At 33.0% G+C, this 22,424-nt stretch carries 19 protein-coding genes; 14 read left to right on the top strand and 5 right to left on the bottom strand.

What is annotated here, in order from left to right:
- Positions 1-72: 72 nt before the first annotated feature.
- Together MY04_RS25090 and galK are read right to left on the bottom strand one after the other, a co-directional pair.
- Entirely contained in the window at positions 73-1,143 is a 1,071-nt protein-coding gene (locus tag MY04_RS25090) for a UDP-glucose--hexose-1-phosphate uridylyltransferase (RefSeq protein ID WP_066215480.1), read from the bottom strand.
- A 196-nt stretch (positions 1,144-1,339) separates the two neighbouring features.
- Positions 1,340-2,500, bottom strand: coding sequence for a galactokinase (gene galK, locus MY04_RS25085; RefSeq protein WP_066215477.1), 1,161 nt, complete (start codon positions 2,498-2,500; stop codon positions 1,340-1,342).
- A gap of 169 nt (positions 2,501-2,669) precedes the next feature.
- On the opposite strand from galK, the gene MY04_RS25080 reads away from it, so the two are divergent.
- The 6 genes from MY04_RS25080 to MY04_RS25055 all read left to right on the top strand — a co-directional run bounded on the left by MY04_RS25080 (position 2,670) and on the right by MY04_RS25055 (position 8,758).
- Positions 2,670-3,713, top strand: coding sequence for a LacI family DNA-binding transcriptional regulator (locus MY04_RS25080; RefSeq protein WP_066215474.1), 1,044 nt, complete (start codon positions 2,670-2,672; stop codon positions 3,711-3,713).
- Between the two features lie 70 nt (positions 3,714-3,783).
- Complete coding sequence (locus tag MY04_RS25075) at positions 3,784-4,167, top strand: DUF4870 domain-containing protein (protein WP_066215472.1); 384 nt, start codon at positions 3,784-3,786, stop codon at positions 4,165-4,167.
- Positions 4,168-4,178: 11 nt separating this feature from the next.
- A complete protein-coding gene (locus tag MY04_RS25070) occupies positions 4,179-5,093 on the top strand; it encodes a GNAT family N-acetyltransferase (RefSeq protein ID WP_066215469.1) in 915 nt (304 codons plus the stop codon).
- Positions 5,094-5,163: 70 nt separating this feature from the next.
- Positions 5,164-5,556 (top strand): hypothetical protein, encoded by a 393-nt coding sequence (locus tag MY04_RS25065; protein ID WP_066215467.1) that lies wholly within the window; start codon positions 5,164-5,166, stop codon positions 5,554-5,556.
- A 332-nt stretch (positions 5,557-5,888) separates the two neighbouring features.
- Positions 5,889-6,776 carry a FixH family protein gene (locus MY04_RS25060; RefSeq protein ID WP_066215466.1) on the top strand — a complete coding sequence of 296 codons (888 nt, stop codon included), beginning with the start codon at positions 5,889-5,891 and terminating at the stop codon, positions 6,774-6,776.
- Positions 6,776-8,758 carry a TonB-dependent receptor plug domain-containing protein gene (locus MY04_RS25055; RefSeq protein ID WP_066215464.1) on the top strand — a complete coding sequence of 661 codons (1,983 nt, stop codon included), beginning with the start codon at positions 6,776-6,778 and terminating at the stop codon, positions 8,756-8,758. The genes MY04_RS25060 and MY04_RS25055 overlap by 1 nt, the downstream gene beginning before the upstream one ends.
- A 102-nt stretch (positions 8,759-8,860) precedes the next feature.
- Here the strand turns inward: MY04_RS25055 and MY04_RS25050 are convergent, their stop codons facing one another.
- The gene (locus tag MY04_RS25050) at positions 8,861-9,232 is read right to left on the bottom strand and encodes a hypothetical protein (RefSeq protein WP_066215461.1); all 372 of its coding nucleotides are present in this window, start codon (positions 9,230-9,232) and stop codon (positions 8,861-8,863) included.
- Positions 9,233-9,574: 342 nt separating this feature from the next.
- Here MY04_RS25050 and MY04_RS25045 point away from each other — a divergent pair, with 342 nt between their 5' ends.
- The 5 genes from MY04_RS25045 (at position 9,575) to MY04_RS25025 (ending at position 15,137) form a co-directional block, all read left to right on the top strand.
- Positions 9,575-10,237, top strand: coding sequence for a hypothetical protein (locus tag MY04_RS25045; RefSeq protein ID WP_066215457.1), 663 nt, complete (start codon positions 9,575-9,577; stop codon positions 10,235-10,237).
- A 40-nt stretch (positions 10,238-10,277) separates the two neighbouring features.
- Positions 10,278-11,264, top strand: a complete 987-nt coding sequence (locus MY04_RS25040) for a hypothetical protein (RefSeq protein ID WP_158297908.1) — start codon at positions 10,278-10,280, stop codon at positions 11,262-11,264.
- 105 nt (positions 11,265-11,369) lie between these two features.
- Positions 11,370-11,912 carry a heme NO-binding domain-containing protein gene (locus MY04_RS25035; RefSeq protein ID WP_066215452.1) on the top strand — a complete coding sequence of 181 codons (543 nt, stop codon included), beginning with the start codon at positions 11,370-11,372 and terminating at the stop codon, positions 11,910-11,912.
- Position 11,913: 1 nt separating this feature from the next.
- The gene (locus tag MY04_RS25030; RefSeq protein WP_066215447.1) at positions 11,914-12,207 is read left to right on the top strand and encodes a hypothetical protein; all 294 of its coding nucleotides are present in this window, start codon (positions 11,914-11,916) and stop codon (positions 12,205-12,207) included.
- On the top strand, positions 12,207-15,137 hold the full coding sequence (locus MY04_RS25025) for a response regulator (RefSeq protein WP_066215441.1): 2,931 nt from the start codon (positions 12,207-12,209) through the stop codon (positions 15,135-15,137). Before MY04_RS25030 ends, MY04_RS25025 begins: the two co-directional genes overlap by 1 nt.
- A gap of 5 nt (positions 15,138-15,142) precedes the next feature.
- On the opposite strand, the gene MY04_RS25020 is transcribed toward MY04_RS25025, so the two are convergent.
- Complete coding sequence (locus MY04_RS25020; protein ID WP_066215439.1) at positions 15,143-15,427, bottom strand: hypothetical protein; 285 nt, start codon at positions 15,425-15,427, stop codon at positions 15,143-15,145.
- Positions 15,428-15,523: 96 nt separating this feature from the next.
- The gene (hrpB, locus tag MY04_RS25015; RefSeq protein WP_066215437.1) at positions 15,524-18,007 is read right to left on the bottom strand and encodes an ATP-dependent helicase HrpB; all 2,484 of its coding nucleotides are present in this window, start codon (positions 18,005-18,007) and stop codon (positions 15,524-15,526) included.
- A 107-nt stretch (positions 18,008-18,114) separates the two neighbouring features.
- Between hrpB and MY04_RS25010 the strand changes: the two genes are divergently transcribed.
- Genes MY04_RS25010 through MY04_RS25000 form a run of 3 tightly spaced genes read left to right on the top strand, consistent with a single transcriptional unit; the run spans position 18,115 to position 22,393 of the window.
- Positions 18,115-18,729, top strand: a complete 615-nt coding sequence (locus MY04_RS25010) for a response regulator transcription factor (protein WP_066215435.1) — start codon at positions 18,115-18,117, stop codon at positions 18,727-18,729.
- A 14-nt stretch (positions 18,730-18,743) separates the two neighbouring features.
- Positions 18,744-20,585, top strand: a complete 1,842-nt coding sequence (locus MY04_RS25005) for a hypothetical protein (RefSeq protein ID WP_066215433.1) — start codon at positions 18,744-18,746, stop codon at positions 20,583-20,585.
- 11 nt (positions 20,586-20,596) lie between these two features.
- A complete protein-coding gene (locus MY04_RS25000; protein ID WP_066215424.1) occupies positions 20,597-22,393 on the top strand; it encodes a sensor histidine kinase in 1,797 nt (598 codons plus the stop codon).
- Positions 22,394-22,424: the final 31 nt, after the last annotated feature.

The following is a 22,424-nucleotide window of genomic DNA, read 5'->3' as shown; positions in this document are numbered from 1 at the left end:
TGTCCAGATACAACTTTTTAAAAAAGAAGCAAATCATAGTAATAACAATGATTTGCCCAACTAAACTACTAACTAACGATTGTTATCTTCAGCTAACTCACGCTGCTTGTAATGCACAGAAGATTGTTCTCTGATTCTTGCAGCCGCAGTTTCTGCTGTAATATCTCTTTGAGCGTTTGCTAGCATTTCGTAACCTACCATAAACTTCTTCACAGTTGCAGAACGAAGTAAAGGAGGGTAGAAACACATGTGCATATGCCACTCTGGGTGATCTTCTCCGTCTGTTGGTGCTTGGTGAATACCAGCAGAGTAAGGGAAGGATACCTCAAATATATTGTCATACTTTACAGTTAATTGCTTGTAAGCATCTGCATAAGCATCTTTTTCTTCTTCAGTAAGGTCAGTGATCTTTGAAACTGCTCTCTTAGGAACGATCATTGTTTCGAAAGGCCAAACTGCCCAATAAGGTACAAGTGCAACAAAGTGTTCGTTTTCATAAACTACACGAGTGCCTTGTTCAATTTCTACTTTGATGTAGTCCGAAAGCAATGTTCTACCATGCTTTTCGAAATATTCTTTTTGGTTGACTGCTTTTTTAGCAGGCTCCAATGGAACAGATTCTTGTGCCCAAATCTGACCATGTGGGTGAGGGTTAGAACAACCCATTACACTACCTTTGTTCTCAAAAATTTGAACGTGATTAATGTAATCTCTTTCACCTAGTTCAGTATATTCCTTACACCATAGGTCAACCACTTTACGGATTCCGCCTACTTCCATTTCTGGAATAGTTAAGTCGTGACGAGGTGAGAAACAAATCACCTTACATAGACCTCTTTCACTTTTTGCTCTAAACAAACCGTTATGTTCGTTTACTTCTCCAGAAGGGATATCTTCTAATAAAGCGGCAAAATCATTTTGGAAAGAAAATGTATCCTTATAATCAGGATTAACTTCACCACCTACACGCGTATTACCCGCACATAGGTAACAGTCTGGATCGTGTTCCGGACGTTGTTCCTCTTCAATCTTCTCTACTTGTCCTTGCCAAGGTCTCTTCGCTCTATGTGGAGATACTTGAATCCATTCACCTGTTAGTGGATTGTATCGTCTGTGAGGATGGTCTTCAAAGTTAAATTTCATTTTTTCGGTCTTTAATAATAAAGTCTTTGTAGTAGTTGATTGGGGAGATACTGATCTCCCCAATCAGTTTGTAAATTTAGTTTAAGTCGCTGTTTAAACATTTAAGTTGAAAAAGTTTGGCTTTCGCCACGGTAAAAATGTTGTTTAAACAGTCCTTATTAATTGATCATGCTTGAAACATCATCATATAGAATGATTAAGCCTCTACAGCTTCCTCAGTTCTAGCACCTGGCCCGATAACAACTACATAAGCCAACATGTCTTTACCCATGCCATCTTTGTAAGCTTTCGTCATACGGTCGATGAATGCATCTACTGCATCTTCTTTTACCAAGTTGATAGTACAGCCGCCGAAGCCACCGCCCATCATACGCGCACCTAACACACTGTCATCATCAAGAGTTTGCTCTACTAAGAAGTCTAACTCAGGACATGACACTTCATATTTCTTAGAAAGGCCTTCGTGAGAACCGTAGATCATTTTACCTAAGTTCACCAAATCACCTTTGTCCATAAATTCACAAGCTTTTTCTAAACGGTCGTTTTCTTCAACAACATAAGAACATCTGTTGTAGATTACTTGATCCATTTCGCCTTCGAATTCCTTCATCATTTCAACCGTTACATCACGAAGGTTGATGATTTCTGGATATTTCTTTTTGATTACCTCAACACCTGCTTCACATTGCTCTCTACGAGTATTGTACTCTGATGAAGCTAAAGAGTGAGTTACATTTGTATTACATAATACAAGTTTATGACCTGTGATGTCTAAAGTATGATACTCATACTCTTTAGTACGACAGTCTAACTTGATTACTTTGTTTGTTTGACCATAAGTAGAAGCAAACTGATCCATGATCCCACATTTCACACCTGCATAGTTATGCTCAGACATTTGAGAAGCTAAAACGATATCTAATTTTGATAGATCGCCATTAAATAATTTATTAAGACCAGTAGCCAAACCACATTCTAATGCAGCTGAAGATGACATACCTGCTCCTAGAGGCACATCGCCTGCAAATACAACATCAAAACCTTGTGGCTCTAAACCTTTTTTAGCTGTTTCTGCAACAACACCTTTGATATAGTTAATCCAACCTTCAGTTGGTACAATCGAGTCTAATTTGAATGAATCTTGCTCGTTTAAGTCTAATGCAAAAGCATTTACTGTATCTGTACCGTTTAAAGCGATAGCAAATACCATTTCTTTATCTACTGATGCTGGTAATACGAAACCATCGTTGTAGTCTGTATGCTCACCGATAATGTTTACACGACCTGGAGCTCTTGAAATTAGGGGTTCCTTTTTAAATAGTTCTTCGAACTTAGCTACGATTGCTGTTGTTTGCATATCTAAAAAATTAAATTTTTATTTTCGTTTCATTTCGATGATTCAAACATCAGCGAAAAAATTTTAAATGGCAAATATACACTTCCGATATTTTTAAAATAACGTTACCGGAAACGTTACCGGTAAAATCTCGGTTGTTATTTTCGTTATTTTTTCGTCTATTTGTGATATGAAAAATAGGAAGCCTACCATTAAGGATATAGCAAGAAGATTAGATATTTCAGTGTCAACTGTCTCAAGGGCACTAAGAAATGCAGATGATATTAATCCTGTGACCAAACGCAAGGTGCTAGAACTTGCCGAGAAAATCGGTTATAAGAAAAGTGTGCTTGCGGCTGGATTAGCGAGTAAAAAGTCCTTTTTAATTGGCGTAATCATACCAGAAATCACGGTTCCCTTTTTCGGTAATGTTATTATAGGTATTGAAGAATTCTTAAAACCTCTTGGTTACGATTTGATTATTCTGCACTCAGATGAGAATGTAACCAACGAGAGTGAATGTATCGATCTATTAATGGATAGACAGGTAGATGGTATAATGATATCATTATCGATGAATACCAAAAACGATGATCATTTAAAAAGGGCAATGGAACAAGAAATTCCCGTAGTGATATTTGACCGTTATCTTCCGGATTCAATTTTACCTATTCCAAGAGTAATTATTGATGACTTCGATGCAGGATATCAAGCAACCACACATCTTATTAATAAAGGATATAAAAGAATAGCATTTATAACAGGTCCTGTTGACATGTTTATTTCCCAGCAAAGGCAGGAGGGATACATCAGGGCAATGGAGAGAAATGGCCGTTCAACATCAGCAGATTTGATTGTGCCTGCAACTGACCTAAGAAGAAGTGTAGGTACCGCTTTAGATAAACTGATGGTTTTAAAAGATAAACCTGATGCTATTTTGGCTTTCAACGATCCAATTGCTTTTAAACTGATGCGTCTATTGCATAAACGTGATATTAAGATTCCAAAAGAGGTAGCAGTAATGGGTATTTCTGGTGATGCAATGGGAGAGTTGTTTTACCCAAGTTTAACCACTATCTCTCAACCGGCGAAAGATATGGGTTATTGGGCGGCGAACTTATTAAAGGATCGTATGGATGCCATGAAGAAAGCGAAAGATGATGGGAAGGTATTTATACCAATGTCAATTCAGAAGATTCTACCAATTAAATTGATCGAGAGAGAAAGTACATGATTTAATATTTCTGTAAAATTCCGTACTTTTGATTACGACTAATCTATTAATCATGTTGACATAAAATTATATGGACATTCACAACGAAAATTTTCATCAAGCTGAGGTAAGACCTTGGGGGATGGAAGAAAACCAATTTTGTGCTTTAATGCACATTGCTCAGTTCGCAAGTTATGTAGTACCTGTTGCAGGTATTGCTTTACCTATTATCATGTGGGCTTTAAATAAAGATCAAAGTGAAAAAATTGATGTACAAGGAAAACATATTGTCAATTGGATAATAAGTTCTTATTTGTACTACATTATTTTTGGTCTTTTGTCTATCGTCTTAATAGGTATACCTTTTGTAATTGCCGTGGGGATTTTATCAGTGGTTTGTGCTATTATTGGTGCTGTTAAATCAAGAGAAGGTGAAGTATATGAATATCCATTCACTATAGATTTTATTAAGTAAGCCTTTCTTTGATGATCATAAAACGCCTCTCAAGTCAAGAAATTGATTTTCCCAAATGGGATAATTTTATAAACCGATATGGAAAAGGGTTGCTCTACATGCAATCGTGGTTTCTAGAATTATTTGATGAAAATTGGGGTGCTTTTATAGTTTATGATAAAGATCAAATGATTGGTGTGCTCCCATACCAATATCAAATAAAATGGGGGATAATGAAGATAATAAATAATCCCTTTGTCAACGAACTGGGGATTATTTATCATCCTGATCATAAACAAATTCAATTCAAATTATTCAAGTCGTTTAAAGAGTTTCAGTTTATTTCTTCTTATAAATTTAATGTGGATAATACTAAAACTGTCCATAGAAGAATTAAATATGAAGCTACCTATCATCTCTCTTTAAATAAGTCTTATGTAGAAATAAGTGCCCAATACAATAAGAATCTAAAGCGTAAATTGAAAAAAGCTGAAGATGTAAATTTTACTCAAGAGGGAAATATAGAAGACCTCATCCAATTATTTAAAGAGAATGTAGCTCACAAAATCAATCAAATCGAAGAAAATCAATATGACCTTTTGAGAAAGATTTATAAGGAATTAAAGTCTAGAAATATTGCTCAAGTGTATGCTACTGAATTAAACGCCAAAGTGATTTCCGCAGTATTAATGATTCAACAAGGAAATCGATTGATATACTATTTTGCCGCATCATCCGAAAAAGCCAAATCTGTTAACGCCCAAGCTTTCTTGATAGATCAACTAATTAAAGAGCATTCAGAAAGAGATTTAATATTTGATTTTGAAGGCGGAGATATACCTGGCTTAGCTCAATTTTATAGTAGTTTTGGTGCCGATAGAAAGCAAATACCTGTATTTAGACAAATGCTAACTGAAAGATTAAAAAATTTCTTCATTAAGAAATAACACTGAATAAACATTTGTTTTCAATAATTAGAGTAGTAAGTTTGCATCGAATTTTAAACACCTTAATGTATTGAAGACAGCTAAGCTACATCAACTTTTTCATCTTGTCTGTGCAGGAGTTATTCTGTTCAATGCATTTTCTTTGTCTTTACTTAAGATCGACTTGGAGATCCAAAGAGATTTTATCGAGAAGGTTTTTTGTATCAATAAAGACAAACCTAAAATGTCTTGTCATGGACAGTGCTTCATCAACAAACAGATGAAAAAAGAAGCGCAAAAGCAGGAGGAAGCCAATACAGTTACTACTAAGGAAGTAGTATTATCGATGGCCGAAAAAGAGTGTTTAGTTCCCGATTTTTCGCCAGAGAAACCTCTGCTTGTTAAAGAAAAAGTGCGTAAGAGCACCCCACAGTTAACCTCCAAAGATGTGGTTGACCGATTACTAAAACCTCCCATCGCTTAGATTCATTTCCTAAAAGATTTCCTGTTGAATATCTAATAGCATACTTTAAAGTAATGCCTTTTTGTGATGTCTTATTATTCGATTTTATATTGAAAATGTGATATTTAGACAACATCTATTCAATAGATAAAAATCAACAATCCAACTTATTTTTTGATGTATCACTCTATTTAAATCAATTAGATAGACTGTTTGATACACATTTAAACCTATACTAGAGGTAGACTCTATATTATTTGTAGGAAGTGTGTTGTATGTACGGACGTTGCACCGCAACGTCCAACGGACCACTTACAAATAGTATAGTATCGCCTCCCAACAAATTTTTTAAAATGAAAAAATCATTAATTTTCGTATATACTATTCTTTTATCAATAGCTTTCTTTTCATGCAACAATGATGATTCAACAGAAATTATTCCTGGAGATGACTTAAATATTATTGCTTCTTCTTCTAATGATGAGGGGATCGAATTGACCTTGAAATCATCAAAAGAAATGCTTTATGAAGGAGTAAATAATGTAAAATTTGATATCACTCAAGGTGAATTGCCAGAAGGTGGAGAATGGAAAATAATGCCTGTGATGCAGATGATGATGAACGGAGAACCTGCACACCAACACTCAACACCACTAAGAGGATTTGATGTTGGAATGTCTAATGAAACCACGGGAGAAGGACAAATACTTTTCGTTATGCCAACATCCGAAATGGGAACATGGACACTTCATGTATCTTATTATGTGAATGATACGATGGAAGGGATGTGGATGATGCCGATTGAAGTAAATGCCATTGAATTCTTATTGCCAGCAGCAAATTACAAGACAGTGATTATGGTGCCAATTCCAGGTTCAGATGACCGTTTAGTCTTAGGTTACAACTTCTTATCAGGTGATCCTAGCGTGGGAAATAACGATTATGAAATTCTTGCCTTCAGAAGAACACCTGCAATGATGAGTCATGGAAGAACATCAAATGAGCATATGTTTGAAACATATACAGCTTACAATGATCTTACATTTGAAGTAACTCCATGGATGCCATCAATGAGTCATGGTTCTTCAAATAATGAGCATCCAATGCCTACAGATGATGGTGTTTATACAGGATTAGTCAACTTCTCTATGGTTGGAGATTGGCAATTACAGTTAAATGTAAAAGACGGAGAACAACAGCTTATTGAGGAGGACGGATTATCATTCTATTTAGAATTCTAATGCAAAACGTATTCATTATTATGGTACTACTCATTTTGAGTAGTGCCATTTCTACTTTTTCTCAGGATAAAGATTCATTAAAAACGGTTTATCTAGGTGAGGTTTTGATACAATCCGATACCATCACCAATAACGATTATCAGTTAACGATAGATCAGTTAATGAATCAGCAAACCGATTTGAATGTAGTCAAAAGAGGTGGTTTTGCTTGGGAACCCATTATCGATGGTTTTTCTGATGGTCAGATTACAGTGTCTGTAGATGGTATGCGTGTTTTTTATGCATGTACAGATAAAATGGATCCTGCCACGTCTTATTTGGAACCCATCAATTTATCTACCTTTAAAGTAGCGAAGGCTGGAGATGCACAACGTTTTGGGACATCTTTAGGAGGAACTTTACAAGCCGAAATGAAATATCCTGAATTAAATCAAGGAACTCATGCTGGAATACAAAGTTTCTACAGTAGCAACACTAATGGCTATGATGGGAATTTGTTTGTTGAGCAATCTTCAGAAAAGTTTGGATTTAGATATTCTGGTGCTTTAAGAAAGCATGGTATTTATACAGATGGACATGGTCAAGAAGTTCAGTATACGCAATTTCAGAAACAAAATCATGCCCTAACGACCGTATTCAAACCCAATCATCAACACGAATTTACTGGACTTTTTATGTTTGATGAAGGTAGAGATATTGGCTATCCTGCCCTTCCAATGGACGTGAGTTCAGCAACAGCCTATATGGGAAACATCGGCTATAAAAACCATCTCAGTGATAGAACCTTTGAGCTTTTACAAGCAAAAGTATATGTCAATTCCATTGAGCATATCATGGACGATACCAAGCGTGAAAATGTGGCGATGCACATGGATATGCCGGGTAGAAGTACCACTTTTGGAGCATGGTTTCAAGCCGATAGAAATACAGAATTGCATCATCAAGAAATCCGTGTGGAAGGTTTTTCTAACCACCTTTTTGCAGATATGCGAATGTATTCACCTATTGGTGGCCCCGATATGTATTTAATGACTTGGGGAGATATTCAAAGGAATAATGCATCATTATTCTTGTTAGATGAGTGGGAATTAGATCCTCGTTTAACCTGGACGAATAGCCTACGAGCAGAATACAATTATACGGAGCTCACTAATGATTTCGCTCGCAAGCAATTTGAAACGCTTAATACTTATATAGAAGATGGAAAGCACCACATTACAGGTAATTTTTCTTCATCTTTCCTTTATCAGTTAAACGATGCATGGTCATCAAATTTCGGAATAGCATTTACACATAGAGCACCAACAGCATCAGAGATGTATGGGTATTACCTATTTAATGCTAGAGATCGATTTGATTATGTAGGTAATCCAGATATTGAAACTGAAAAAGCCTTTGAGTTTAATTTCAACATTGGTTATGAAAAGAACGGATGGAAATTCGCATTTAATGCACGTAAAGTATTTTTGGATGACTACATAGTAGGTGTTATTCAGGAAGATTTAAACGCAAGCACGCCAGGAGCATTGGGGGTGAAAAAATATGAAAATGTTGGAAAAGCGAATACCTCTCATTTGAGTATGTTGATGGGTAAGGAAATCAGTAATTGGTTGTATTATCAAATCAATTTTAGAATGGACAATGGTTTTATTGATGCCTTGCATACACCAACTCCATATATGAGTCCGTTAACAGTGGATCAAAGAATTGCTTTCAATATCAAAAAATTACAAGTAGGTTTAAACTATACCTATTGTGATGGAATGAGTACTCCAGCAGATGTATTGGGTGAACAGAAAACATCTGCTTATCACCTTTTTGATCTGAGTTTGGATTATGGTATTTCTCTAAGAAAAGGAACATTGAATTTATCAGCAAAAGCTGAAAATATTTTTGATGCCTATTATATCGATCCTTTTGCTTGGAATAACATTTCTAATATGGGAAGGAACTTGAAATTTGGGGTAGGGTATACTTTCTAAAAAAAATTAGTACATATTCTTTTACAGAATTATATCTGTAAAGAATATGTACCAATACCTAATTTTGAAGCTATCTATTTAGTTTCTCCCCTTATCAATTTTTTATATATGTTCTGCTTTACAAGTAATTACCTTTCCATTTGCCCTATTAAAAGTTACATAAATTAAAGCGTTATCATTCACAACTAGTCGAACATTTACAACGCCAGATGTTTTGGTCACTTCTTTAATTGTGGCAGATCGAATCCCATTCTCGAAAGAACAGAAAAATTGTTCGGTTGATAAATTATATAAGTAGATGGTACTGTTGTCTTCATAGATTCCTACCCATTCTGTTAATAGGTCTTTTGTTTGAGTATCATTCAATTCAACATCAATAATACTGATGTATTTATTATACCATTCAGTATCAAAAGCGAAAACTTCAAATGAGAATAATAGGGTTAATATAGCTGGGAAGTATAAGTTTTTCATGATAAGGTTTTTCGTTAAATACACCTCTATAACGCTATTGGAATAATTATAATTCTTAAAAGTAATATTCTACTTAAATTGGTCTCAAAACAACGAAATACGTGATGTTTTTTTGTAACATCTTCTTAAAGTGCAATCCTTATAATTGATTTATTACAAAAATAAAGGTTACATTCCATGTAATGAATGTTCTGTTATTTTCACAAAAACAATAATATTTAAAATTCTGATGCTTTTTGAAGCTAAAATTCTATTCAATTGTTGATTTTTTGAAGTTCTTTATTAAAACCTCTACATCTTTTTTATTTTTGAGCTCATAATTTTTCAAGTGAAAGTGAGGAAATGATATATCGTATAATACCTAGTAATAAGATTCAAGCATTATTTAATCAGTTAGATAATTATCAAAAACAATTTGATGAACATTCACATAGCATTACCTTTTATGATGAAACCGAAACCCCAATTTTTCATTTTCGCCTTCCTTTTAACATAAATCAAGAATTGAATGAAAGGACTGTAAGTTATGTGCTTTGTATAATTCAAACAGAGAATGCTTCAGTAGGGCTAGTTAAAAATAATCAGTTGGTTGATCATAAAACATTTGCAACGTATGCAGTAAGAAAAAAGCAAGGCAAAAGTCAGATTAAATATTTAAAAACCAGAGGAAAGTCTAAGGCAGGGTCTAGGTTAAGATTGGCAAATACCCTCAATTTTTTTGAACATATTAATGAGAGATTGCAACAATATTTTAACACTGATCATCCAGAAAAGATTATCTTTAGTTGCTCAAAAATATTGATACCCTATTTATTTTCATCAAAAGTTGCTTGTCCTTTCGATAAAAAAGACCAACGTATTTATAAGATTCCTAAATATATACCAAATGCTAATTTCGAAGACCTTAAAAAAATACACCAAGATTTACTTAAAGGAGAATTTTCTTTTTCAGAAGAGCAAAAGGAACAGGCTGAAGAGATTCTTAGAAATGTTTTTGATAATTAAAATTACTTCCATTTTATTTTTTTCTTGTAACTCAAATAGTATGAATTGGATTGATCTAGCAGTGATAGAGGGGCGTTGTAATTATGTGGAAGATGCCATAGAAGTATATTGGCCAGGAACAAGCATCACTTTTAATATAAAAGGGGAGTCTCTAAAACTTCAAATGTCAGATGATGTAGGAGAAAGTGAATATCTAGTTCTTGTCAATGGCATTGAAGATCATCAGTTTATAGTTGATAAAGATACTACATATACTGTATGGAAAAGTTCTAAAGTAGAAGAGGCGACCATAACACTACACCGATTAAATGATTTTTCTAAGGGAACTACCAAAATTACTCTAGCAGAATTAAATGGTGATTTACTTGAAGGTTATCGTAAACAGAAAGTGATTACTTATTATGGAAATTCAATTACTGTGGGTTATGCTAATAAAGATACCACTGGAAATGACAACCCACTTTACACCAATAATTATTATGCTTATTCATCTTTAACATCGAGAAGACTTTCTGCGGAACAATTTGTTATCGCAAGAAGTGGAATTGGAGTTATGGCCAGTTGGGGAGATTATATTATGCCTCAGATATATAATAGAGTGAACCCTAAAGATGCCACTACCAAATGGGATTTCAACAAGGATAAAACTAATTTGGTTGTGATTAACTTATTACAAAACGATGCTTGGTTAAGAAACTATCCAGGTCTCGAACAATCTTTAAAATGGTTTGGTAGACAGCAAGTTACAGATCAGGATGTAGTTAAAGCTTATCAAAATTTTATTTTGAACATCAGGAAAAGTCATCCTAATGCATCAATAATATGTGTGTTGGGTTGTATGGATATTGTAAAAGAGGAATATAATTATAAAAGTATTGTAGATCAGGCAGTATCTGAAATAAAAGATGAGCGTATATATCGCTTGGATTTTCCTTATTTAGCTTCAAAAGCTCACCCCGATATACAGATGCATAAAGAAATGTCTGATATTTTAGTTGACTATATTAAAGAGCATCAATTGCTTTAATTGTATGATATTAGGATTATTATTGAAATTTTGAAGTCAATATTTGATTTGATACCTATGAGTAGTAATTTCTATAATAGATATTAATTACTTAATTACTCAGAAATGTACGGAATTGTAAATAAGGCTATCCAAGGACTAGTTACAGAAAATTTTGGAGAAGAAAAGTGGGAAGCTATTCTTAAAAAAAGTGGTGTTGACATTGAACTATTTGCTGGAAATGAGATATACGACGATAAAATCACATTTGATTTAGCAATCGCGGCTTCAGAGGTATTAGAATTACCTTTATCAGATGTCTTAGTAGCCTTTGGAAAATATTGGGTACTGACTACTGCAAAAAAACATTATGGTTCCTTAATGGATACCGGAGGTAATAACCTAAAAGACTTTTTTGTTAATCTACCAAATTTTCATAGTAGGGTGATGTTATTGTACCCTAACATTCAACCACCTGAGTTTGATATAGAAGTATTGGAAGAGAAAAAACTCAAAGTGAAATATTTTTCTGTTAGAGAAGGTCTAACTGACTTCGTCCATGGGTTATTACTTGGCCTTGGAGAAGCATTTGATACTGAAGTAGAAGTAGAGTTTCTAACAGGTAGAGTTGATGGACTCAGACATGATGAATTTACAGTAGCGTGGTAGTATGAAAATAAGTATTTCAAATACTGAGGTAGACTTTAATCTGCTTTATCCGTTTTATTTTATTTTAGATAAAAATTTTAAATTTGAATCTGTAGGAAAAAGTTTTTTAAAACTTTTTCCTAATATCATAGATCAACCTTTTCACGAGCACTTAAAATTAGTTAGACCTTGGACTGTTGATTTTACCTATGATGAGTTAAAAAGTCAGTTAACAAAGGTCTTCGTTTTTCAAAATGCAGAGCGCAAACTAATTCTTAGGGGACAAATAATTTTACTAGAAAAAGAAAAAAAATAATGTTCTTGGTTTCTCCTTGGATGAAAAGTACAGATGAGTTAGTTGAACATAAACTAGCACTAAGTGATTTCGCTCTAAATGACCCCACACCCGATGCTGTTCAGTTATTGAAAATGAATGAGATCAATCTGTCAGAATTGAAGGAATTGACGGATAGATTAAAAAAGCAAAAAACAAAAGTTGAAGAAAAAGAAGTTTTATATAGAGGACTAGTTGAAAATGCCTCTGAAGTAATAATTAGAACTGATGTAGAAGGATGCCTTCTTTATGTAAACCCCTCTGCTATTGAACTTACAGGTTACACTGAAGAAGAATTACTTGGAAAGGAATTTTTTGAGTTAATCACAGAAGATTTACATGATGATATTGCCGAGCAATTTCACGAACAAGCATTTCATTCAAAGGACAAAGATATTTATGAGTTTAGTATAAATTCCAAATCGGGTAAAGTGATTTGGTTGTACTCCACTTTTATCTCAATTAAAGACGAAAATGATAAAATTATAGGTTACTCTTCAGTTGGTGTAGACATCTCTCTTCGAAAAGAAATGGAAGATGCTTTATCGAAAGCAAGAGAAAAAGCAATTGAATCTTCTAGAGTTAAAGAAAGATTTATAGCTAATACCTCACATGAATTAAGGACTCCAATGAATGCCATCATCGGTTTATCTAATTTACTTACTAAAACCCCATTATTACCCAAACAATCCGAATTTATACATGCCATTAAAACATCGGCAGAAAACTTATTGGTTGTCATAAATGATGTTTTAGACATTTCTAAGATTGAATCAGAAAAATTAGAAATTGAACATATAGAATTTGATCTAAAGGATAGAATCAATTCATTTGTGAAATCACTGGAGATTAGAGCAACAGAAAAAAATATACTTTTAAACCATAATTGGGACGAAAAATTACATCCTACATTAATAGGAGATCCATATCGTTTAAATCAGGTACTTACTAATTTGGTGAGTAATGCCATTAAGTTTACCAATCATGGAGAGGTCACTTTAGATATTTCATACGATGATATCAATTCTGAGGGAGAAACCCAAAATGTCATATTCAAAGTAATTGATACCGGAGAAGGAATTCCAAAAGAAAAACACGATAAGATTTTTGAAGGATTTTCACAAGCAGATGCATCAGTAACCAGAAAATTTGGAGGAACCGGTCTTGGTCTTACCATAAGTAAGAGTTTGATTGAACTAATGGGCGGTAAAATATCTTTAGAAAGTGAAGTTGGAGTAGGAACCACATTTAAAGTAGAAATACCATTCGAGAAATGTGATATTGTAAATGATAATGATGATTTAGCCCTTTCACAAGATGATGTGGATTGGTCTGATTTTCATGTCTTATTAGTGGAAGATAATCAATTCAATCAGTTATTAGCTGATAATATTCTGAAACAATGGAATCTAAATGTTGATATTTCAGATAATGGAAAATTAGCTATTGAAGTACTTAAAGATAAGTCCTATGATGTGATTTTGATGGATATTCAAATGCCTGAAATGGATGGTATTGAAACAACTGAATACATCAGAAATAAATTACAAATAGGTACACCAATTATTGCATTAACAGCCAATGCAATGAAATCGGATTTAGAATACTACAAAGAAGTAGGAATGGATACTACGGTAACCAAACCTTTCCAGCAAGAAGATTTATTTATAGAACTATCAAAAATATTCAACCAAAAAGAAATCAAAGATGAACATGGGGTTGATCATACATTATGGAAAGGAAAAAATGTATTATTAGTTGAGGATAATGAATATAATCAGCTATTGGTAAGTAATATTTTAAATCGGTGGGGGCTAAATGTGACATCAGCCAATGATGGTTTTGAAGCAATAGATTGTATTAAAGAGAATAATAATTTTGATTTAATCTTAATGGATATTCAAATGCCTAAGATGGATGGAGTAGAAACTACCAAAATTATTAGAGATCAATATTCTAAAAAAGTACCAATCATTGCATTTTCTGCTCATTTAACGCCTGATTATGAAGAAGAGTTCTTAGAGGTAGGAATGAATGGATGTATTCCTAAACCTTTTAAAGTAGGACAGTTAAAAAAAGTAATTAAGGACGTATTTTTCTTAAAACCGAAAAACAAAGAATTACATCGACCTTCTGATTCCTGGAAAGGGAAAAAAGTATTAGTTGTAGAAGATAACATGTTTAACAAAATGTTAGTGGTCAACATCTTGGAAGGTTGGGGACTTGAGATAGTTACTGCTGAACATGGAGAAGAAGCTATTGAATTGGCTATTGAACAAGATTTTGATATAATCTTAATGGATATTCAAATGCCCGTAATGGATGGGGTGGAAGCTACCAAAATATTAAGGGAAGAATTACATAAAACACTCCCAATTATTGCATTAACAGCCAATAGTTCTATAGAAGACCAAAAGTTGTATAAGGCCTCTGGCATGAACGATTGTGTTTCTAAACCATTTGATTTGGAAGACCTCGAAAAGGTAATTAAGAGTCATCTTGTTTCTCAAAATAATGATGATCGAAAACTTAGGCTCAAAAATGGAGATTGGACTGGAATGAGAGTCCTCATGGTAGAAGATAATCCCTTTAATATTTTATTGTTGAAAGGTATACTTGAAAACTGGAAGATGGATATTACTGAGGCAGAAAATGGATTAATAGCTACAGAATTGTGCAAAAAGAAAGAATTTGATATGATTTTAATGGATATTCAAATGCCCGTAATGGATGGGGTAGAAGCCACTAAAATTATTCGAAATAAATTAAATTTATCTACCCCTATTATTGCTATCACTGCGAATGTTGATGGTGATTTAATTGAAAAGTATTTAGCAGCAGGTATGGATGCCTGCATTCCTAAACCTTATGAACAAGAAGAACTTCAAAAGTTCATAATGGATTACCTTTAAATATCTTAGGAAGTTGAATTTATTTTTCTATTCCTACCATGTTTTATCCATAAATATCCAAAGAAGACTCCGATAACACCTAAGATGTGATATAAATGCACCCCTTGTGTTAAGATACTGTACACTAACCATACGGCATCACTTATAACAGGTGTAATAAGTGCAATGAATCCTAGTAAGGCACCTTCAATTTTATACACTTGAAGACTTACAAAAACGTGATAAAATAATGCGACAAATGGAAAAACTCCAATAATAGCACCTACGAAATATTTTCTAAATGAATCCATAATTAGTTGTTGTTTGTTTAATGTAAAACTAACTAATTTCACCCTATTTATCAATGTATGCTTTGTAAATTGTGTTAAAAGTGTATTAATTACGTGTTATTTTCTTTTAACTCCTCTTACGGCTTCTTCTTCCCATGGTTTTTCTGGCCATGCATGCTTAGGATATCTTCTTTTTAGTTCCTTTTTTACCTCAAAATAGGTGTTATCCCAGAAGCTTTTTAAGTCAGATGTAATCTGTACCGGTTTAAACCCTGGAGACAATAAATGCATCAAAACATTTTGTTTACAGTTGTTTACAGAAGGTGTTTCTGCTAAACCAAAACATTCTTGTAAGCGTACGGCCAAAATAGGAGGTGCTCCATTATCAGAATATTTTAGTTTTATCTGACTACCACTTGGTACTTTTATTTTTATTGGAGCAAGTGTATTTAATACTTCTTGTTTATCCCACTCTAAACTATGATGTAGAATATCAATCAGCTTTAATTTCTTTAAATCTTGAGGTTTTTTTACGTCTTTTAAATAAGGGGTAATCCATTGTTTGTTATTTAACAATAGGTATGGGGTAGAACAGTCTGGCCACTCCTCTTTAGGATTCCATTTTCTTAAACTAGCAATCCTGGCTTGCCATTGAGTGACTTCCTCATTGAAATCTAGAAGCTGACGGCCTTCTTTTTTTATGGCATCAGTAATTGCATTTAATTTGGCTTCCTCAGAAATGGATTGGATAGGCGTACTTTTAAGCACTATGCTACCAATTCGTAAGTCTTTTGTGGCAATAAGTCCTCCATCATCAGTATCCCATTCGATCATTTCTTTTTCTTTAACCATAGTGGCTAAATCCTTTGGATCTAAAGGAGATGCCATAAAGATTTTTCCCATACCCTCACGGGCGTCAATATGTGCCACTGCCAACCATTGCTCGTAGGCTAAATCGTCTTTATGACCCGCCATGGCAATTTTACCATTCGCAAGTTGGAATTGTGCATTATTTCCAGGTTTAGAACAAGCAATTCTTTCTGGGTAGGCATGAGCCAATAAAACACCTGTTTCAAAATCATCCACACCTGAGTTGTCAGCATCAATATCAAATAGCCTGCGGTATTGATTGGCTACTTTTTCTATATTCCTAAAGCGTTTGTTCTTTCCGCTATCAGTTCTAAATCGCCTTAATGCTTCTATTCTCAGATTAATGTCAATTCCAGAGTTATTAGGAAGAGGATCTCTTTCTTCTAAAATAGCTGCTAAATCACAAGCTAAAGCAAGAAGATCTTCCTCTTCAGCATACAATAACATATGCGCAATCCTTGGGTGACAAGGTAATTTGTGTATCTCCTTACCATGATCGGTTAATAGTCCATCTTCAAAAGCCTCTAATTGTTCCAAGGTGTCCATGGCTTGTAGAAAATGACCGTTTGGTGGAGGAGTAACCCATTCTAATGAAGTAGGTGAAGTAATGCCCCATTCCGCCATATCTAAGGCCAGTGATGTTAAATCAGCTTTTTCTATTTCAGGAGTACGTTCTTTATCTAACTTTTGATGAGTAGATAAGCTCCAAAGTCGATAACAAACACCCTCTGAAAGACGTCCAGCACGACCACTTCTTTGATCTGCGGCATCTTCAGAAATTTGTTCTGTAGTTAATTTTGAAAGCCCTGAGTTGGCATCAAAAACTTGAGTTCTTGTAAAGCCAGAATCGACTACAATTTTCACTCCTTCAATGGTTAAACTGGTTTCTGCAATGTTAGTAGCTAAAACTACTTTTCTTTTCCCTTGAGGGTGCGGAAAAATAGCCTTTTGCTGAACATGAAATGGTAGTTGACCGTAAAGAGGGTGAATTGAAAACTCACGAAGTGCACCCCTTAATATCTCCTCACATTTTCTGATCTCACCTTGTCCAGGTAAAAAACAAAGAATATCGCCATCATGTTTTTTTGCTGCATCAATCACCGTTTTTGCAGTTAATTCAGGTATGAGATAACGATCAATATCACCCACATAGTTAATGTCTACAGGATACATTTTTCCTTTACTTTCAAGTATTGGAGCCTGATCGAGCATTAGTGATAATTGAGGCATATCCATAGTGGCAGACATGACCAAGATCCTAAGATCTTCTCTAATCACTTTCTGTATTTCTCTAGAAAGCGCCATGGCAACATCTGCATGAATACTGCGTTCATGAAATTCATCAAAAATTATGATTCCGACATTCTCTAAAGTATTGTCATGATGAATCATTCTTGTTAAAATACCCTCAGTAACCACTTCTATCTTTGTCTTATCAGATATTTTGGTATCGAATCGTACTCTATAACCTACGGTATTTCCAACTTTTTCACCCAACATATCAGACATTCTTTCAGCAATTGATTTTGCTGCTAAACGCCTTGGTTCAAGCATTAAGATTTTCTGATCTCCGAGCCATTTTTGTCCCAATAAAGTAAGGGGCAATAAAGTACTTTTACCTGCACCCGGAGGTGCTTTTAGGATAAGCGTATTTTGATTTTCTAAAACTTGATGAACTTCAGGTATAATATCTTTTACCGGAAGATTGGTTTGATGATATGGAAATGCCACGTTCTTTTTTTTGATGAGTGGACAAAGGTACGAATTGCATTAAAATCACCCAAAATAGTGATGTTATTGAAAGCATTCATTTAATATATTTGAGAAATTGAATTGCTATGGAAAAACTAAAAATACTAATTGTCGACGATCATGTTCTTTTTTGTACTGGGATTGAGCAAATACTAAAAAATCTTTTAAATGCTGATGTAGAAGTTTGTTTTGATCCAAAAGAAACTCTAGAAAAATACGATCTTAATAAATATCAAATAATATTGGTAGATATGGATATGCCCGAAATGAAAGGCTTTGAGTTTATTGAAAGGGCAAAAGAAAAGACAGTTGATACGAAATATTTAATTGTTTCCATGCATTCTAAACCATCAATTTTAAGAAAAGCCAATAGATTAAATATTGATGGTTATATTCTTAAAGATGATGATATGACTACTTTTACTGAAGCAATTACTACAATTACAAACGGAGGGCAATATTTTACCTCTAAATTGAATGGAGTGATGAGTGTTCAGTCTATTGAAAAAACTGTTGTATCACCTAGAGAAGAACAAATAATACGAATGGTGGCAGAGGGAAAAAGCATGAAAACAATATCAGAAATTCTTTTTATTAGTCATGAGACAGTAAAAACACATACCAAAAATATTAGAGCAAAACTACAAATTGATTCAAAAGCTGATCTTATAAAATATGCTGTGGAAAACCTTTTGATTTAAATTTCTCTTATTTGATGAAATATTTACAAACTATAAAAATACTACTTCTACTTTTTCTTACAGCTCATATAACGAATGGGCAAAAGCTTACTAGTTCAGAAATTGATAAACAATTAGAGATATCAGATTATATCAAAATGTACGACCTTAGTGACGATATAATTCCTGAACTATTAACGCTAAATGATATAAAATCTTTTTCTGGAAAATTAGAAGAAAATTCATTTTTAGGTCCTGATCATAAAGACAAACTGATTATCACTCAGTTTAATAATGAGGGGGATAAGGAGTTTATATTCAATATTAGCTTTGGGGTTATTCGATACCTAAAAGTGTTTATTGAATCTAAAGATAGTTTATATAATTATGAATTAGGGACTAGACTGAGTAATCAAGTTCTTGCTGACAATAGTGATTTCACAGGTTTCAATTTACCTCTCCCAACAGGTAATTCGACTATTTATATTCTAATTGATAATGATGCGAATGTATCAAATACTAATTTCTTTATTTACGAGAAGGAGTACCTGAAGGATAGGTTTACTGTTTCTAACATCTATGTCAATATATTAAAGGCAATTCTGACTTTTTTATTCATACTATCCTTTCTTCTATTTGTTGTACTAAAGAAAAAGTTATTCCTATACAATTGCTTAATTGTTATTGGCATAGTCAGCTTTGTAGAATCAGAAACACTGTTGATTTTTCATCTTACAAAAAGTGAAAACATCTTATACATGGGCAGGTTTATTGGTACCATAGTATATTGTGTATTCACCTTATTATTAGTTTTAGAGCTTTTCCCATTAAAGTGGAATACAAAAGTGATCAATAGAATTCTGTATTCTATTGTGGGTATAGATACAGTTTCTATTATCATATTATTTTTTGTTGGACCGAGTAATCGATTTTTAAACAACTACCTATTTGTTTATAATGTATTTATTGGTCAATCAATATTCTTGATTTCAATATCAATCTGTATTTATAATGCATATAAACATACTACAATAAGGAATGTACTGATTAGTATAGTTCAGTTCATCTTGTTTGTATCATTGGCTATTATAGTTACAGGATCATCACTTGGGGTAATCCAACGATTTTGGATGAGTAACCTGTTGGTATATATTGTAACAACAAACCAGATTCTGTTTTTCTTAGGCTTGATTCTGATAAAATTTTATTCTGATGAAAAACAAAGAAATGTTTTACAAAACACAATATATCAGATAAAAGAAAACTCGAATACGGCTCTTTTAGAAGGAGAATTAAATGAAAGGAAGAAAATAAGTCAGAAGCTGTCTGAAAATATTGGAGATAATTTAAATCTTTTATCCCAAAAGAGTAATGACGAAATTGATGCATTGGCTTTAAATGAAACTATTGAACAAGTCAGGTCTTTGAGTCATCAGTTATTACTGCCCACCTTCGAAACAGATGAATTTGATGACGTGATTTTAGATTTGATTTCTAAATATAATTCGAATGAATTGCAATGCTTTTTCAATATTACTCATTGGGAATCTGTGGATGTTAAATTACAACAGCACATTTATCGATTACTTCAAGATATTTTAAGCACCTTAGAAGAGAACAAATGTGAGGGAAAATTTTTCTTGAATTTTAATATGGATGGTGATTATGGTAATTTTTCTCTTGAATGGACAAGTAAAGAAAAGCCTACGAATAACTTATTTGACGAGTTGATTGAATACATTAAATTTAGATTAATTGCGATCAATACGCACTACATAATTGAAAATCACAGCCACAATTATTTTTTAAATGTCTCTAAAATTTTACTTAGAAAAGTAGAAGATGCGACATCGTCTACAGATGATCCGATATTTTAAAGGAATCCAAAATGAATAAATTATTTTTTGGGATATTATTATTTGTATTACCATTTAACGAGATGGATTTTGATACCTCAGTACAGTATCAATTTTACCGCTTGGACAAAAATTTTGTTTATGGTATTGATGAGGTAATAAACCTACAGGATTCTTTGTATTGGACAAAATCAAAGAAACAAATTAGTCATAATGGGTACGATATCCCTGTTTGGTATAAATTAGAGATTTATTCAGAATGGGAAGGAGATGCTTGTCTCTATTTTGATAATGTATTGTTTAACAAGCTAAACATCTTTGAGATTACCAATAATAGCAATACAATAAAACCCTATATGCTAACCTTAAAAGAGAATACAAAACATGAAATTACAAAGGGTTCGAATAATGTCTTCACACTAGAAAAAGGAGAGAAGAAGACATTGTTTATACAAGTATTTTCTAAGGGTTTTCCATCAAGTTCTATATTTGATTTTTTGCCAAAAGAAAGGGTAGATTATCAAGAACAAAAAGAGTTTTCCTTTAGAATATTTTCGAGAATTATAATTTTTTCATTTTTAGTACTAGCCACCCTTTTAAGTTTTATCACTCGATATAAAATTATCTATTATTTTATTATTAATCAGTTATTTTCATTCCTCTTGGTAGAAATAGAATTAGGGTACATATTGTCATATTTTGATATTTCTAGTGAGATTTTAATTAGAGTATTTCAATTTACCTGTCTTCAATTTTTTATCACATCCTATATTGTGTTTTTCTATAAAGTTGTTGAAAATGAGAATTCGTTACCCAATAATTTATTACTGTCATCCGTAATATCTCTTATTTTCTTTTCTGTGGCAATGTGTGTATTGTTCTCTAATATTTTTAATCAAACAACCACATTTATTTTCTTAGTGATGCTTGGTTTAAGCTATATATTAAACCTTGGGATGGTGTTGTTTTTAAATTATAAAGCACTTTCAAAGAAAACGGAAATAGGGAAAATAGTTTTCTTTATAAATATCATGAATTTAATATTAATTGGATTTCAAGTATACTCCATATTCGAGATCACTTCTTCACCATTTTCTCAGCGTTCTTTATATTACCTTTTAGCTATAACAAATACCATAAGCTGCTTTTTAGCACTCCTTTTTTATACCATAAAAATCTATAATAAAAGATCAAAACTAGAAATAGAACAGAAACAGTTGATGCAAGCGTATTCAAATGCGATTTTAAGTGGACAAGAAAAAGAGAGAATAAGAATTGGTAGGGAGTTACACGATTTTGTCGGAGGAAACCTTTCCTTGATAAATAAGGTGAATAATTTAAGCAAAGTGGAAGTAAAGGATATTCTTAAACGAACAGCAAAAGATGTTGAAGAACTCAAGATGGGGCTACTAAGTGTTCAGAAGAATGAAGTGAGTAACGAAACCTTATTTTTAAATTTATTCGAAAATTTTCATTCTGATGAAATGAATTGCTTTGTGAATTTTGAAGGTAAAGGATTTGATGATATCTCAAGTAAACAAATCAACCATATTTATAGAATTACCCAAGAACTACTACATAACGCCAAAAAACACAGTCAGGCTAGTCTTATTATTATAGGTTATGTAACAGATAGTGAAAAGAATAAACTGTATATTCATTATAGTGATAATGGGATTGGTTTTAAAGATAACAAATCTTCAGATGGTGTAGGGATTAAAAATATTAAATACCGAACTAAAGAGATAGGAGGACAATTATCTATCAATTCCACAAGCGGTGGAACCTCTATTATTCTTTCTGATATTCTTATTAAAAAAACTAAATAAAATTTTCTTGGCATAAAGAGTGCATTATTTT

Source organism: Flammeovirga sp. MY04, from assembly GCF_001682195.2.
GTDB classification, from domain to species: Bacteria; Bacteroidota; Bacteroidia; order Cytophagales; family Flammeovirgaceae; genus Flammeovirga; species Flammeovirga yaeyamensis.
The sequence above is the reverse complement of the archived record's forward strand: the minus strand, read 5'-3'. Positions and strand labels throughout refer to the sequence as shown.